Origin of the sequence: Nannocystis punicea, assembly GCF_026965555.1 — a bacterium.
GTDB classification, from domain to species: domain Bacteria; phylum Myxococcota_A; class Polyangia; order Nannocystales; family Nannocystaceae; genus Nannocystis; species Nannocystis punicea.
The window spans coordinates 9,954,119-9,966,662 of the sequence record NZ_CP114040.1 but is presented as its reverse complement, the minus strand read 5'-3'; the positions used below and the strand labels follow the sequence as shown (position 1 = coordinate 9,966,662).

The window sequence follows — 12,544 nt, the reverse complement described above, 5'->3', positions numbered from 1 at the left end:
CGGCGGCGCGAGGCGACGCGCGAGGTGCAGGTCTCGGGTGATGCGGGCGAGGGAGGCCGCGCGGCGAGCGGCCGGACGAGGTCGCGCCCGGTGCTTCCCGGGCGGGCGCGGCTGCGCTAGCCTGCCGGCGATGTCCGACACGCTGCGGCTCGGCGCCTTGCTCGCCGGCGAAGACGCGAGTTACCACGGGTGCGGGCCGGAGACGGCGGTCACGCGGCTGGTCGTCGACTCGCGGCGGGTGGTCCCGGGGGCGGCGTTCGTGGCGGTGCCGGGGCTGGCGCACGACGGGCACGCGTTCGTGCCGGCGGCCCTGGCGGCAGGGGCGGCGCTGGCGATCGTCGAGCGCGGGCGGCTGGCGGGGCCGGAGCCGCGGGTCGAGCTGCCGGCGATCGCCGAGGCGCTGCCGCGGCTGTGCGCGCGCGCCTTCGGCGAGCCCGGCGAACACCTGCGCCTGGCCGGAGTGACAGGTACCAACGGCAAGACGACCGTGACCTTCCTGGTCGCGGCGATGCTGGCGGCGGCCGGAAGAAGGCACGCGCGCATCGGCACCACCGGCAACTGGGTCGCCGACCGCGAGGAGCAGGCCGCCTTCACCACGCCGTTCCCGCTCGAGCTGCAGGAGCTGCTGGCGCGGGCGCGCGGGCGCGGGGCCACCGACGCGGTGATGGAGGTGTCGTCGCACGCGCTGGCCCAGGGGCGGGTCCGGCCGCTGCGCTACGACGCGGCCGGGCTGACCAGCTTCTCTCAGGACCACCTCGACTTCCACGCGACGATGGCCGACTACCTGGCGGCCAAGTGCCTGCTGCCGGCGGCGCACCTGCGGCCCGGCGGGGTGGTGGTGGCGGCGGTCGACGACCAGCCGGCGGCGCGGCAATTCCTGGCCGCGGCGCCGGCGGGGGCGCAGGCGTGGCGAGCGTCGCGCGGCGGAGCGCCGGGGGCGGAGATCGTCGCCTCTTCGGTCATGTCCGAAAAGACAGGGCTCAGGGCGCACGTGGACACGCCGGCGGGGCCGCTGGCGCTGCGCTCGCCGCTGGTCGGCGCGTTCAACCTCGACAACCTGCTGGTGGCGATCGGCCTGGGGGTGGGCCTGGGCCTCTCGCTGGAGGGGATCGGCGCGGCGCTGGCGAGCTGCCGGGGGGCGCCGGGGCGGCTCGAGCGGGTCACCGTCCAGGGCGTCGAGGGGCCGGTGGTGCTGGTCGACTACGCGCACACGCCCGACGCGGTGGCGCGGGCGCTGCAAGCGGTGCGTCGCGCCTGCAGCGGCCGCCTGTTCGTGGTGCTCGGCTGCGGGGGCGACCGCGACCCGAGCAAGCGCGCGCCGATGGGCGAGTTCGCGGCCACCCTGGCCGACCGCTTCTACGCCACGTCCGACAACCCGCGGACGGAGGACCCGGAGGCGATCGTGGCGCAGATGCTCGCCGGGGTGCCGCCGGACCGCCGCGACCGGGTGGTGCCGCTGGTCGACCGCAGGACTGCGATCGCCCGCGCGGTCGCCGAGGCCGTCGCCGACGACGTGGTGGTGATCGCCGGCAAGGGCCACGAGGACTACCAGATCGTCGGGACGGCCAAGCTCCACTTCGACGATCGCGAGGAGGCCGCCGCGGCGCTGCGCCTGCGCGGGCCCGCGGGGCACGGCGCGGGTGTCCGCGAGGACAGGTGAGGCGGTGGTGGCGGCGCGAGGTCGCAGGGCGTCGGGCCTGCGCGGGTCGGCGGGTCATGACGCGGATGTCCGCGAGGACAGGTTGAGCGGTGGTGGCGGCGCGAGGTCGCACGGCGTCGGGCTGGCGCGGGGTTGGCGGGGCATGACGCGGATGTCCGCAAGGACAGGTGACGAGATCGTGGCGGCACAGCGACGAGGCGGCGGCGTTGCGCCCGCGCGGGGCCGGCGGGTCATGACGAGGATGTCCGCGAGGACAGGTGAGCGGGCATCCGTGCGGCGAGCTGCGGATGTCCGTGAGGACAGGTGATGCGTATCGCCGCCGCGCGGTGATCTGGACGGCGGGCGCTGCCTCGCGCGGCGATGCAAGCGCGGACGGGTCGCTGTCTGGGGAGGTGACGGCCCGGTGCCGCGGCTGCGGGGTCGCTGGGCCACGCGCGGGATGACTTCGGGGACAGGTGAGCGCCGGCGTGCCGCATGCACCTCGGGCGAGCCGCGCATCGGCTGTCCGTGAGGACCGCCGATGACGCCGCGGCCGCGAGGAAATTCGCCGGAGCGACCGTCCGGCCCGACGAACGCGGCCGGGGCCGCGATCGGGCGGGTCCGTTGCGACGCGTGCCACCCCGGCCGACGGCCGCGACCGTGGTTGTGATCACTTCGACTCGTCCGGGGCCGGATGCGAGGTCAGAGTTAAGTGCCACGAATGGAGCGAGCGATGCGTACATTGATTGTGACGATGACCACGCTGGCGCTGGTCGGCGCCCTGGCGTCGACGCTCGCGGCGGCGAGCGAGAGCGCCGGCGCGGGCCCACGGCTCACCGACCTCGAGGTCTTCCGCGACGGCCTCACCTTCGTCGCGTCGGGCAGCTTCGCCAGCGTCGACGCCGAGCCTGCGCCGGTGCTCGTCAAGGCCCGCGGGCTGGTGACCGGCTCCTGCGTCGGCCCGGACCAGGCGACCCAGCCGTTCGCCCTGCCGATGATGCTCAAGGGCACGGCCGTGACCCGCAAGGCCGGGCGCGAGGCGACCTTCTTCGTCCGCACCAGCCCGCCCGAGGTGGCCGCCGCCGAGGTCTGTCCGGCGGCCGGCTGGCGGGTGTCGCCGACCGAGATCGAGTTCACCGCCGTCAAGCTGCAGGTCGGTCGCGCCGGCGCGCGGGTGCTGTGCCAGTTCCCCGCGGTCGACGGCCGCGTCGACGACCCCGGCTGCCAGATCGATCGATGAGATGGCTTTCAGAGCGGTGCAATCGGCCATGTTCGAAAGAACATGGCCGAAGGGACACAGGCGACGCGGCTCAGTCGCCGACGACGGTGACGGTGCGGACCTCGACGACCGCCTCGGCGCCGACGAACTCGCCGGCGTCGAACACGGTGCGGCCGGAGCGGGTGGCCGAGACGCGCAGGGCGGTGCCGGGGCCGCCGTCGAGGCCGAGCGCGTGCAGCTCGTCGAGGTCGGCGACGAACGAGCCGTCGTCGTGGGCGACGCAGGTCAGCTCCTCGCCGACCGGCTCGCCGCCGATGAGGCTGACGAGGCGCAGGACCAGCGGCTCGCGGCCGTCGGGGCGCCACTCGAGGCGGAGCTCGTCGCGGTCGCGGTCGAGCGTGCCGGACAGCGCGGCGGGCTCGGGCAGGCGCGGGCGCAGGGTGAAGCCGGGCAGCTCGTCGCCCTCGCCGTCGACGCGGACGACCAACTCGGACGGGGCCGGCTCGCCCGGCGGCCAGGCGCCCGCGGGCAGGCTGTCGCCCAGGTAGGTGTAGGTCACGCCGGAGATCGTCGGCACCAGGTCGGGCACCAGCGCCAGCGGGACGTCGAGCGTCGCCTCGCCGAGGCTGACGCTGAGGTTGCCGGCGTCGAGCAGGATCAGCTCGCGCGAGCCGCTGCTGTCCTTCGAGACAGTGTCCTTGGAGACAGGTTCGTCGCCCGCCAGCAGCTGCTCGGTGGGGACACAGTGGCCGGCCCGCAGGCGCTCGGCCGGCGGCCGCGGCAGATCGAGGCGGGTGCGCGCGGCGGCCTCGTCGTAGCCGCGGTACTGGGCGAACACCGCCGCGACCTCGAGCGCGGGCTCGTCGCCGCCGAACTCGCCGGGCGGCTGGACGACCACGCGGATCTGGGCGAGGCGCGACGTCGCGGCCGGCTCACCGGACTCCGGCGGGGCCGCGCCGAGCTCGCCCGCCTCGTCGACCACGCCGTTGCACGCCGCGATCGTGGCGGCGAGCAGGAGGCCCAGAGTGGCGGGCCGGCGACAGGCGACGGAGCGGTCGGTCACGGATCCAGAATTACCGCGGCCCGGCGGCCAAGTCACGGAAGCGGGGCGAAGGCCCGGTCGCGACCCCTGTGGTAGGCTGCCGCACCCGCATGGACCCCGAAGCGGCTGTGGCGCTCGCACGCGCGGTTCTCGTCGATCTCGACCCCGGCGAGGCGCGGGCGATCTCGGCGGCGCTCCAGCCGCTCCTCGCGCGTCTTCGGGCTCTTCCGGACCGACCTGCGGAGGCTGCGCCGGACGCTTGCCCGCGCGAGGAGCAGGTCCTGCGCGCGGACGTCCCGGGGCCGGCGCTGCCGCAGGCGCTCGCGCTCGCCGGGGTGCCGTCGACCACCCCCGAGGGCCTGGTGCGGGTCGGCTCGTTCGCGGGCCACGATGTGTCGTCGCGGTCACGCGAGGCGGGCTCGTCGTGACCGCGGACCGCGCGCGGATCATCGCACTCACTGCCGGTGAGCTCGCCGACGCGGTGCGGATGGGGACGATCGCCGCGGTCGAGGTGGCCCGCGCCTACCTCGCGCAGGTCGAGGCCAGCGCCGACCGCCTCGCGGCCTACGTGCGCCCGACCCCGGAGGTCGCGCTGGCCGAGGCCGCTGCGGTCGACGCGGCGCGGGCCCGCGGGGAGCCGCTGGGCCCGCTGGCGGGGGTGCCGTATGGCCTCAAGGACAGCTTCGTGACCGCCGGGATCGCCACCGCCGCGGGCTCGAGGATCCTGGCGGGATGGGTCCCGCCGTGGGACGGCGCCCAGGTCCGGCGGATGCGCGCCGCCGGGGCGGTGCTGCTCGGCAAGCTCGCGCTCGACGAGTTCGGCATGGGCGCGCACGGCGACCTGTGCGCTTCGGGACATGTTCTTCAGGACATGCTCGGGCGCGGGGCCGACAAGCCGGCGGGAGGCACGAGGGGCGAGGGGCGAGAGGGCGTGGCCGAACGGCCGGCGGGGCATGAGGGCGCGAGGGGCGAGAGGCGAGAGGACGTGGCCGGCGGCGCGGCGCGAGATGGCGGGCCTTCGGGGCATGTCGTTGAGGGCGCGAGGCGAGAGGACGTGGCCGGCGGCGCGGCGCGAGATGGATGGCCTTCGGGGCATGTCTTCAAGAACATGTCTGGAGAGTCATCGGAGGCGGCGAGCCGGGGCGGGTCGGTCCGGCCGCGCAACCCATGGTCTTCGGGACATGTCCCCGGGGGCTCGTCGAGCGGCGCGGGGGCGGCGGTCGCGGGGCGGGCGGCCGCGGTGGCCGTCGGCAGCGACACGGGCGGATCGATCCGCGTGCCGGCGGCCCGCTGCGGGCTCGTCGGCGTGCGGCCGACCTGGGGCCGGGTGTCGCGGGCGGGGCTGGTCGCGTTCGCCTCGAGCCTCGACACGGTCGGCCCGCTGGCGCGCACCGTCGACGACGCGGCCCGCGTCCTCGCCTGTCTCGCAGGACATGACCCGGAAGACAGTACGTCGCTGCGCGCGCCGGTGACCGACTACGCGGCCCTGGCAGCGCGCGGCCGGACCTGCGGGCTGCAGGGGGTGACGATCGGCGTCGACCCTTCCGACCTCTCGGGGCTCGAGCCGGCGGTGGCGGAGGCGTTCGCGGCGGCGCTGACGACCCTGGCGGGCGCGGGGGCGACAATCGTGGAGGTCGCGCTGCCGGACCCGAGCCTGGCGCTGACGGCCTACGCGGCGCTGTCGGCGGTCGAGGCGGTCAGCAACCTGGCCCGCTACGACGGCGTGCGCTACGGCCTGTCTGTCCCGAAGGACAGCTACACGGCGACCGCCGCGGCTACCCGCGGCGCCGGCTTCGGGCTCGAGGTCAAGCGCCGGCTGGTGCTCGGGACGTGGCTGCAGACGCAGCCGGAGCTGCTCGCGCGGGCGCGGGCGGCCCGGGCGACGACGACTGCGGGCCTGCAGGCGGCGCTCGGGCGCTGCGACGCGCTGGCCAGCCCGACCTGCGCCGAGGCGGGGGTGCGCGTGAGAGGAGATGTCCTCGAGGACAGCCACGGGGCCGCGCGCGCGCTGGCCGACCTCGACGTCGACCGCTTCACCGTGGCCGCCAGCCTGGCCGGGTTGCCGGCGGTGTCGCTGCCGTGCGGGCTGACCGCGGGCGCGCCGGCGCTGCCGATCGGGCTCCACCTTGTCGGCCGGCGGCTCGAGGAGGGGCGCCTCCTGGCGATCGCGGCGGCCTTCGAGGCGGCGACTCCGTGGCGCGCGCGCCTGCTGGCCGGCCCGGAGGGCGCGTGACGGCGTCGAGCGCGAGGCGAGTGAGGTCGGCGGTGAGGCGAGGCGAAGGGCTCGTGCGATCGACGGCAGTGCGGCCGCGAGACGTCGAGACGCAGGAGGTCGGGCGAGGAGCGGGTGAGGTCGTCGGCGGTCATGTCGAGCGAGGCTCACTCGCGGTCGCGAGGCGGAGGGCGAGTGAGGATGATGAGGTCGCGGTCGCGGTGACTGCGTCGAGCGCGAGCCGTGGGAGGTCGGCGCGATGCGGGGCGAGGAGCGCGTGCCGTCGTCGGCAGGGATGCCGGGCGAGGTTCACTCGCGGTCGCGAGGCGGAGGGCGCGTGAAGAGGATGATGTTCGCGGAGGGCGTGTGACCGTGTCCGAGTTCGTGCCGGTGATCGGGCTCGAGGTCCACTGCCGGCTCAAGACGGCCAGCAAGCTGTTCTCGGCCTGTCCCTTGCGACCTGGCGCGGAGGCCAACTGCGCCACCGACCCGTACACCTGGGGGCTGCCCGGGACCCTGCCGGTGGTCAACGCGGCCGCGGTGGCGCTGGCGGTGCGGTTGGCGGTGGCGCTGGGCTGCGAGGTCGCCGAGGAGAGCGGCTGGGACCGCAAGCACTACTTTTATCCGGACCTGCCGAAGGGCTATCAGATCAGCCAGCACGCGCGCCCGCTGGCCCGCGGCGGCGCGCTCGAGGTGCCCGATCCCGAGGCAGGGCCGTGGGCGACCCGGTCCGTCGCGCTGCAGCGGCTGCACCTCGAGGAGGACGCGGCGAAGGTCCACGCGGGCGCCCTGCTCGATTACAACCGGGCCGGCGCGCCGCTGGTCGAGATCGTGACTGCGCCTGTGATCCGCAGCGCTGCGGAGGCTGCGCGAGTGCTGCGGTCGCTGCGCTCGCTGCTGCTCCGCCTCGATGTGTCCGACGCCACGATGGAGGACGGTTCGCTGCGCTGCGACGTGAACGTGTCGCTGCAGCGCCGCGGATCGACGGCGCCGGGGGTGCGCTGCGAGATCAAGAACCTGAACTCGTTCAACTTCATCGAGCGGGCCGTGACGGCCGAGGTCGAACGCCAGGAGGCGCTGCTTGCCGCAGGAGAGCCGGTCGCGCCGGTGACCCTGCGCTACGACCCGGCTCGCGCGGCGGTCCAGGTGATGCGCGTGAAGGCGACAGAGCTCGAATATCGCTGGCTCCCCGAGCCGGACCTGCCGCCGCTGCGCATCGACCCGGAGGCGGCGGCGGACAGCCGCGCGCGCCTGCCCGAGCTGCCCGAACGGACCCGCGTGCGCTACTGCGTGCTCGGGCTGGCGCCGGCCGAGGCGGCGCTGCTGCTCGACGAACCTGTCCTCGGGGCCTGGTTCGACGCGGCGCTGGTGAGCCTCGGGCCGCGCGGGCCGGCGCTGGCGGGGCGGCTGTGCAAGTGGCTGACGGTCGAGCTGATCGGCCGCGTGCCGCCGGCGCAGCTGGCGACGTCGAAGGTGGTGCCGGCCGCGCTCGCCGAGCTCGTCCGTATGATCGACTGCGGCGAGGTCAGCGCACCGGCGGCGAAACAGATCCTGGATCTTCTGGTGGAAGAGGGCGGCGTCCCGGGGGGGATCGCCGCGCGCGAGGGCCTGGTCCTCGAGAACGACGACGCGGCGCTGACGGCCGCGATCGTCGACGTGCTGCGTGGTTACCCGCGGCAGGTCGCGCAGTATCGCGCAGGAAAGGCAGCGTTATGGGGGTATCTTATTGGTCGGGTCATGCAGGCGCTGCGGGGTCGAGCCGATCCGCGACGCGTCCACAAACTCCTCGTGGTGGCGTTACAGTCGCCGCCCCCAGGAGACGACACGATATGACCAGCGAATCCAGCGCCATGCTCCGCCCGGTCAAGCTCAGCCCCGACGGCCGGGTGCTGCACCTGCTCGACCAGCGTTCGCTCCCCGAGCGCGAGGACTGGCTCGACCTCGAGGACGTGGAGTCGGTGGCGGAGGCGATCGAGCGGCTGGCGGTGCGCGGGGCCCCTGCCATCGGCTGCGCCGCGGCGCTCGGGCTGGTGGCGTCGTCGTGGCGCTTCTCCGACGACATGGCGATGTTCCGCGAGTCGTGCCTGATGGCGTTCGAGCGGCTGGCGCGGACCCGGCCGACCGCGGTCAATCTGTTCCACGCGATCGCCCACATGCGCGGCGCGCTGGCCGAGTGCCCGGCCGGGCTGACGGTCGCCGGCGTGCGCGGCCACCTGCACGCGGCGGCCCTGCGCTACGTCGACGACGAGCTGCGCGCGTGCCTGACGATGGCGGACCACGGCGCGCCGCTGATGCCCGAGGTCGGCACCGTGCTGACGCACTGCAACACCGGGGCGCTGGCGACGGCCGGCTGGGGCACCGCGCTCGGGGTGATCCGGCGGGCCCACGCGAGCGGCAAGAAGCTCCGCGTGCTGGCCGACGAGACGCGGCCGGTGCTGCAGGGCGCGCGGCTGACCGCGTGGGAGCTGCGCCACGACGGGATCCCCGTCGACGTCATCGCCGACAACATGGCCGGGTCGCTGATGGCCCGCGGCGAGATCCAGGCGGCCATCGTCGGCGCCGACCGGATCGCCCGCAACGGCGACGTCGCCAACAAGATCGGCACCTACACCGTGGCGGTGCTGTGCCGCTACCACCAGATCCCGTTCTACGTGGCCGCGCCGTGGTCGACGATCGACCCGTCGACGGCGAGCGGGGCGGAGATCCCGATCGAGGAGCGCGACCACAACGAGGTCCACCTCCACGGCGGCCGGCGCATGACCCCCGCCGGCGTCGGCGCCCGCAACCCCGCGTTCGACGTCACCCCCGCCGAGCTGGTGACCGCGTTCATCACCGAGCGCGGGGTGTTCCGCCCGGCCACGCTGTCCGCGCTGATGGATTCTTAAAAAAAAACATGCTCTGAAGGGCATGTCGTGAAGAGCATGTCCGTGAGGGCATGTTCTTCGGGGCATGCGACGCAGCTCGCGCTCCGCCGGCCGGGAGGCGTCCACGGCCTCGCGTGGGCCGACAAGCGGGCTGCCCCGAGGGCCTGTCCTTTGGAACAGGAGCCCCGCCGCTCACGGCCGAGAGGCCTCGGCGGGCCTCGCGTGGGCCCGTGAGCGGCCGGGGCCTGGCGCGAGCGAGCGCCGGGCGGCTCACTTCGTGCGCGGCTTGGCGGGGGTCGGGGCGGGGCCGGCCTTGACCTGATTGGACAGCCAGGTCGTCAGCTGGTCGAGGAACGCGTGGTCGACGGTGCGGGCGGCGTCGAGGTAGCGGGCGGGGTTGGAGTTCTCGGGTTCGGGCTTGAACAGGTGGTCGAGGTCGGCGAACTGCTTGAGCTCGGCCTTGCGTTTGCGCCGCTTGGCCAGCTTCATCAGCTCCTGCGGGTCGCGGTTCGGGTCGACCTCGAAGTCCTTGTTGCCCTGGGCGACCCACAGCGGCGCATCGCCGCCGGCGAGCAGCGCCTCCGGCGAGACCTGCAAGATTTCCCGCACCCACAGCGCCTGCGAGGCCAGCTCGGGCGGCACGTTGTGGCCGGTCTTGAGCGCCTGCAGCGTCTTCTCCTGGGTCTTGCGGGCCTCCTCGCGCAGCTGCGGCGGCACCGCCTGCAGGGCCGCGTCGCTTTGCGCGCGCAAGATCTGCTCGTACGGGCGGCCGGGGGTGGCGAGCAGGGCGACCGCCTTCACGCCCGGGTCTTCGGCGGCCAGGGTGAGGGCCTTCCAGCCGCCCTCGCCGTGGCCGACGAGGACGATGCGGTCGGGGTCGACCTCGTCCTGGACCAGCAGGGTCCGCAGGGCGCGGCGGGCGTCCTCGAGCTGGCCGAGGTAGGAGATCGGGCCGTCGGCGCTGCTGCCGAAGCCGCGCTCGTCGAAGCGGAGGACCACGAAGCCGGCCTCGGCGAGCGCGTCGGTGATGGTGTGGCTGCCGAGGTCGACCGGCGGCGGGCCGGCGAAGCCGAAGCGGTCCTGCTGGCCGGTGCCGGGCAGCAGCAGCGCGGCCGGGAACGGGCCCTTGCCGGGCGGCAGCAGCACCTCGCCGGCGAGCGCGGGCTCACCTGGCCTTCCGGGCAGGTCTATGTCGCGGCGGGTGAACTTCGCGCCCGGAATCGGGCTGTACTTGAGGACAGGTGGCCCGGCGATCTCCCACTCGGGCCAGGTGGGCGGCTGGACGGGGACCTGGATCTCGACGTCGTCGGCCTCGATCTGGACCTTCTCGATCCGGCCGTCGCGCAGGTAAACCGTCTCGCCGAGGTTGGTCTTGATCGTGGCCTGGCCGGGCGTCGCCGGGTCGGGGATCGTCAGCGTCGCCGTCCACTCGGTCGGCATCGAGCCGGACAGGCTGACCAGGCGCCACGACAGCTCGCCGGCCTCGAGGCGGCGCAGGCCGAACATCAGCTCCTCGTGGAAGATCGCCGAGAAGGCCATGTACGCGTCGCCGTTGCGGTAGGTGATCTCGTCGCGCTCGCGGCCGGAGTTGAAGTGGATCGCGTCGCCCTTGCGCTCGAAGGTCAGCTCGGCGGCGTTGCTGCGCTCGAAGCCGCGGACCAGGTCGCCGCGGGCGTCGACGACGAGCTCGCCGGAGCTGCGCAGCGGCTCGGCCGGCTTGCCGTCGCGGCCGGGCGGGCGCAGCTCGATGCGGGTGGCGAAGCGGAAGTGATCGGGCTCGCCGTCGACCGGGCCCTCGTAGCGGCCCCACGAGGTGCCGATCGGCTTGCCGGACTGCATCATGGTGTAGACGCGGACCTCGCCCGGGCGGTAGAGCTTGTCGACCGCGGCGCCGGGCCACGAAAGGGTGACCGCCTGTCCTTCGGAACCTGTCTCCGGGGACTTGGAGCTCTCGGTCGGGATCTTGAGGCAGCCGCCCGCGAGCGTCAGGGCGAGGGCGGCGAGGGCGAGCGGGCGGGGGCGCATGCGCCCCGGGGATAGCCCAAGACGGCGGGCGACGCCACCGTCGCGGCGGGCGCGGCGCTCACGGGTCGCGGCACAGGCGGAAGCTGTCGAAGCGGGTGATGTCCGGCAGCGGCTGGCCGCCGATGTAGCCCCAGACCCGCAGGCGGACCAGCGACTTGTTGCCGTCGAGCAGCGGGAGGATGTCGTGCAGGACCCAACCATCGAGCTGCTGGTTGGAATACAAGGTGCTGCCGCTGGTGTTGTCGGCGTAGCCCCACTCGACGGACATCGCCGGGTTGTCGGCGGCGTCGTGCCAGGTCCAGAAATTGGCGCTGGTGAGCTGCGCGACCGGGGTGGCGGCGAAGGTCTGCTCGACGTACCAGTTGTTGGTCGCCTCGGCGGCCCACACCCCGTCGTGGGGGTTCATCGTCACGGTCACGCCGCCGTTGGTGGTCCACGGCGCCAGCGCCCCCGACTCGAAGCCCTCGTTGACGAGCAGGCTGATCTTGCCGGGGCCGCACAGCGACACGATCTCGACCTCGCAGGCGGCGCTGCAGCCGTCGTCGTCGTCGGTGTTGCCGTCGTCGCACTCCTCGCCGTCCTGGACGACGCCGTCGCCGCAGACCTCCGTCTCGCAGGTCGGGCCGCAGCCGTCGTTCGCGTCGGTGTTGCCGTCGTCGCAGGTCTCGCCGAGGCCCGCCTGGGTGACGCCGTCGCCGCACTCCTCGACCGCGCAGGTCTCGCTGCAGCCGTCCTCGGACACGTCGTTGCCGTCGTCGCAGCCCTCGCCGAGCTCGATGTCGAGGACGCCGTTGCCGCAGGTGTCGAGCACGCAGGCGTTGCAGCCGTCGCCGTCGACGTCGTTGCCGTCGTCGCACTGCTCGCCGAGGCCGGCCTGGACGACGCCGTCGCCGCACGACTCGAGCAAGCAGGCGTCGCTGCAGCCGTCCTCGGCGTCGGTGTTGCCGTCGTCGCACTGCTCGCCGAGGCCGGCCTGGACGACGCCGTCGCCGCACAGCTCGCTGACGCAGTCGGCGCTGCAGCCGTCGCGACCTTCGAGGTTGCCGTCGTCGCAGCCCTCTCGCGGGCCCTGGTCGCCGTCGCCGCAGACGTTGAGGACACAGCCGGCGAGGCACGCCTGGTTGGGGCCGTTGCCCGGGCCGTCGTCGCACTCCTCGCCGTCCTCGACCATCCCGTTGCCGCACTCGACCGGCGCGTCGGTGGTCGCGGCGTCGGTGGTCGCGGTGCTGGTGGTCGTCGAGGTCGTGGGCTCGCCGGTGGTGGTCGAGTCGCCCTCCGAGGCGGTGCCCTCGTCGGTGTCGGAGGTCGTGGTCGGGACGCCGGTGGTCGGCGCGTCGGTGGTCGCCGGCTCGGTCGAGCCGCCCTCGGTGGTGGTCGAGGAGGGGTCGAGCGTGTCGGTGGTGGCGACGTCGTCGCCGCAGGCGAACAGCAAGGTTGCGAGGGCCGGGAGCGCGCAGCGGGCGAAGGTTCTCATCGCAGCCATCGTATCAGCGCCGCGAGCGGGCGCGCGCGGGCACGATCGAACATGTTCGAGGGGACAGGT

9 protein-coding genes are annotated in these 12,544 nt (G+C 74.4%); 6 read left to right on the top strand and 3 right to left on the bottom strand.

Annotated features, from left to right (window positions below; all coding sequences use genetic code 11):
- Positions 1 to 130 precede the first annotated feature (130 nt).
- Entirely contained in the window at positions 131 to 1,660 is a 1,530-nt protein-coding gene (locus O0S08_RS38125) for a UDP-N-acetylmuramoyl-L-alanyl-D-glutamate--2,6-diaminopimelate ligase (RefSeq protein ID WP_269034388.1), read from the top strand.
- A gap of 712 nt (positions 1,661 to 2,372) precedes the next feature.
- Positions 2,373 to 2,879, top strand: coding sequence for a hypothetical protein (locus O0S08_RS38120; RefSeq protein ID WP_269034387.1), 507 nt, complete (start codon positions 2,373 to 2,375; stop codon positions 2,877 to 2,879).
- Between the two features lie 70 nt (positions 2,880 to 2,949).
- Here O0S08_RS38120 and O0S08_RS38115 read toward each other — a convergent pair whose 3' ends face one another.
- Positions 2,950 to 3,921 carry a hypothetical protein gene (locus O0S08_RS38115; protein WP_269034386.1) on the bottom strand — a complete coding sequence of 324 codons (972 nt, stop codon included), beginning with the start codon at positions 3,919 to 3,921 and terminating at the stop codon, positions 2,950 to 2,952.
- Between the two features lie 89 nt (positions 3,922 to 4,010).
- Here O0S08_RS38115 and O0S08_RS38110 point away from each other — a divergent pair, with 89 nt between their 5' ends.
- The 4 genes from O0S08_RS38110 (at position 4,011) to mtnA (ending at position 8,997) form a co-directional block, all read left to right on the top strand.
- Entirely contained in the window at positions 4,011 to 4,328 is a 318-nt protein-coding gene (locus tag O0S08_RS38110) for a hypothetical protein (RefSeq protein WP_269034385.1), read from the top strand.
- Positions 4,325 to 6,133, top strand: coding sequence for an amidase (locus O0S08_RS38105; RefSeq protein ID WP_269034384.1), 1,809 nt, complete (start codon positions 4,325 to 4,327; stop codon positions 6,131 to 6,133). The genes O0S08_RS38110 and O0S08_RS38105 overlap by 4 nt, the downstream gene beginning before the upstream one ends.
- Positions 6,134 to 6,484: 351 nt before the next feature.
- Complete coding sequence (gatB, locus tag O0S08_RS38100; RefSeq protein ID WP_269034383.1) at positions 6,485 to 7,945, top strand: Asp-tRNA(Asn)/Glu-tRNA(Gln) amidotransferase subunit GatB; 1,461 nt, start codon at positions 6,485 to 6,487, stop codon at positions 7,943 to 7,945.
- Positions 7,942 to 8,997 carry an S-methyl-5-thioribose-1-phosphate isomerase gene (mtnA, locus tag O0S08_RS38095; protein WP_269034382.1) on the top strand — a complete coding sequence of 352 codons (1,056 nt, stop codon included), beginning with the start codon at positions 7,942 to 7,944 and terminating at the stop codon, positions 8,995 to 8,997. Before gatB ends, mtnA begins: the two co-directional genes overlap by 4 nt.
- A gap of 249 nt (positions 8,998 to 9,246) precedes the next feature.
- Here mtnA and O0S08_RS38090 read toward each other — a convergent pair whose 3' ends face one another.
- Both O0S08_RS38090 and O0S08_RS38085 read right to left on the bottom strand, forming a co-directional pair.
- A complete protein-coding gene (locus tag O0S08_RS38090) occupies positions 9,247 to 11,001 on the bottom strand; it encodes an alpha/beta hydrolase family protein (protein WP_269034381.1) in 1,755 nt (584 codons plus the stop codon).
- 58 nt (positions 11,002 to 11,059) lie between these two features.
- Positions 11,060 to 12,475, bottom strand: coding sequence for a DUF4215 domain-containing protein (locus tag O0S08_RS38085; RefSeq protein WP_269034380.1), 1,416 nt, complete (start codon positions 12,473 to 12,475; stop codon positions 11,060 to 11,062).
- Between the last annotated feature and the right edge of the window lie 69 nt (positions 12,476 to 12,544).

Excerpts from the sequence above, each read along its gene's own strand:
- O0S08_RS38125 (WP_269034388.1), top strand. The coding sequence starts at position 131 with ATGTCCGACACGCTGCGGCTCGGCGCCTTGCTCGCCGGCGAAGACGCG.
- O0S08_RS38120 (WP_269034387.1), top strand. The coding sequence starts at position 2,373 with ATGCGTACATTGATTGTGACGATGACCACGCTGGCGCTGGTCGGCGCC.
- O0S08_RS38110 (WP_269034385.1), top strand. The coding sequence starts at position 4,011 with ATGGACCCCGAAGCGGCTGTGGCGCTCGCACGCGCGGTTCTCGTCGAT.
- mtnA (WP_269034382.1), top strand. The coding sequence starts at position 7,942 with ATGACCAGCGAATCCAGCGCCATGCTCCGCCCGGTCAAGCTCAGCCCC.
- O0S08_RS38090 (WP_269034381.1), bottom strand. The coding sequence starts at position 11,001 with ATGCGCCCCCGCCCGCTCGCCCTCGCCGCCCTCGCCCTGACGCTCGCG.
- O0S08_RS38085 (WP_269034380.1), bottom strand. The coding sequence starts at position 12,475 with ATGAGAACCTTCGCCCGCTGCGCGCTCCCGGCCCTCGCAACCTTGCTG.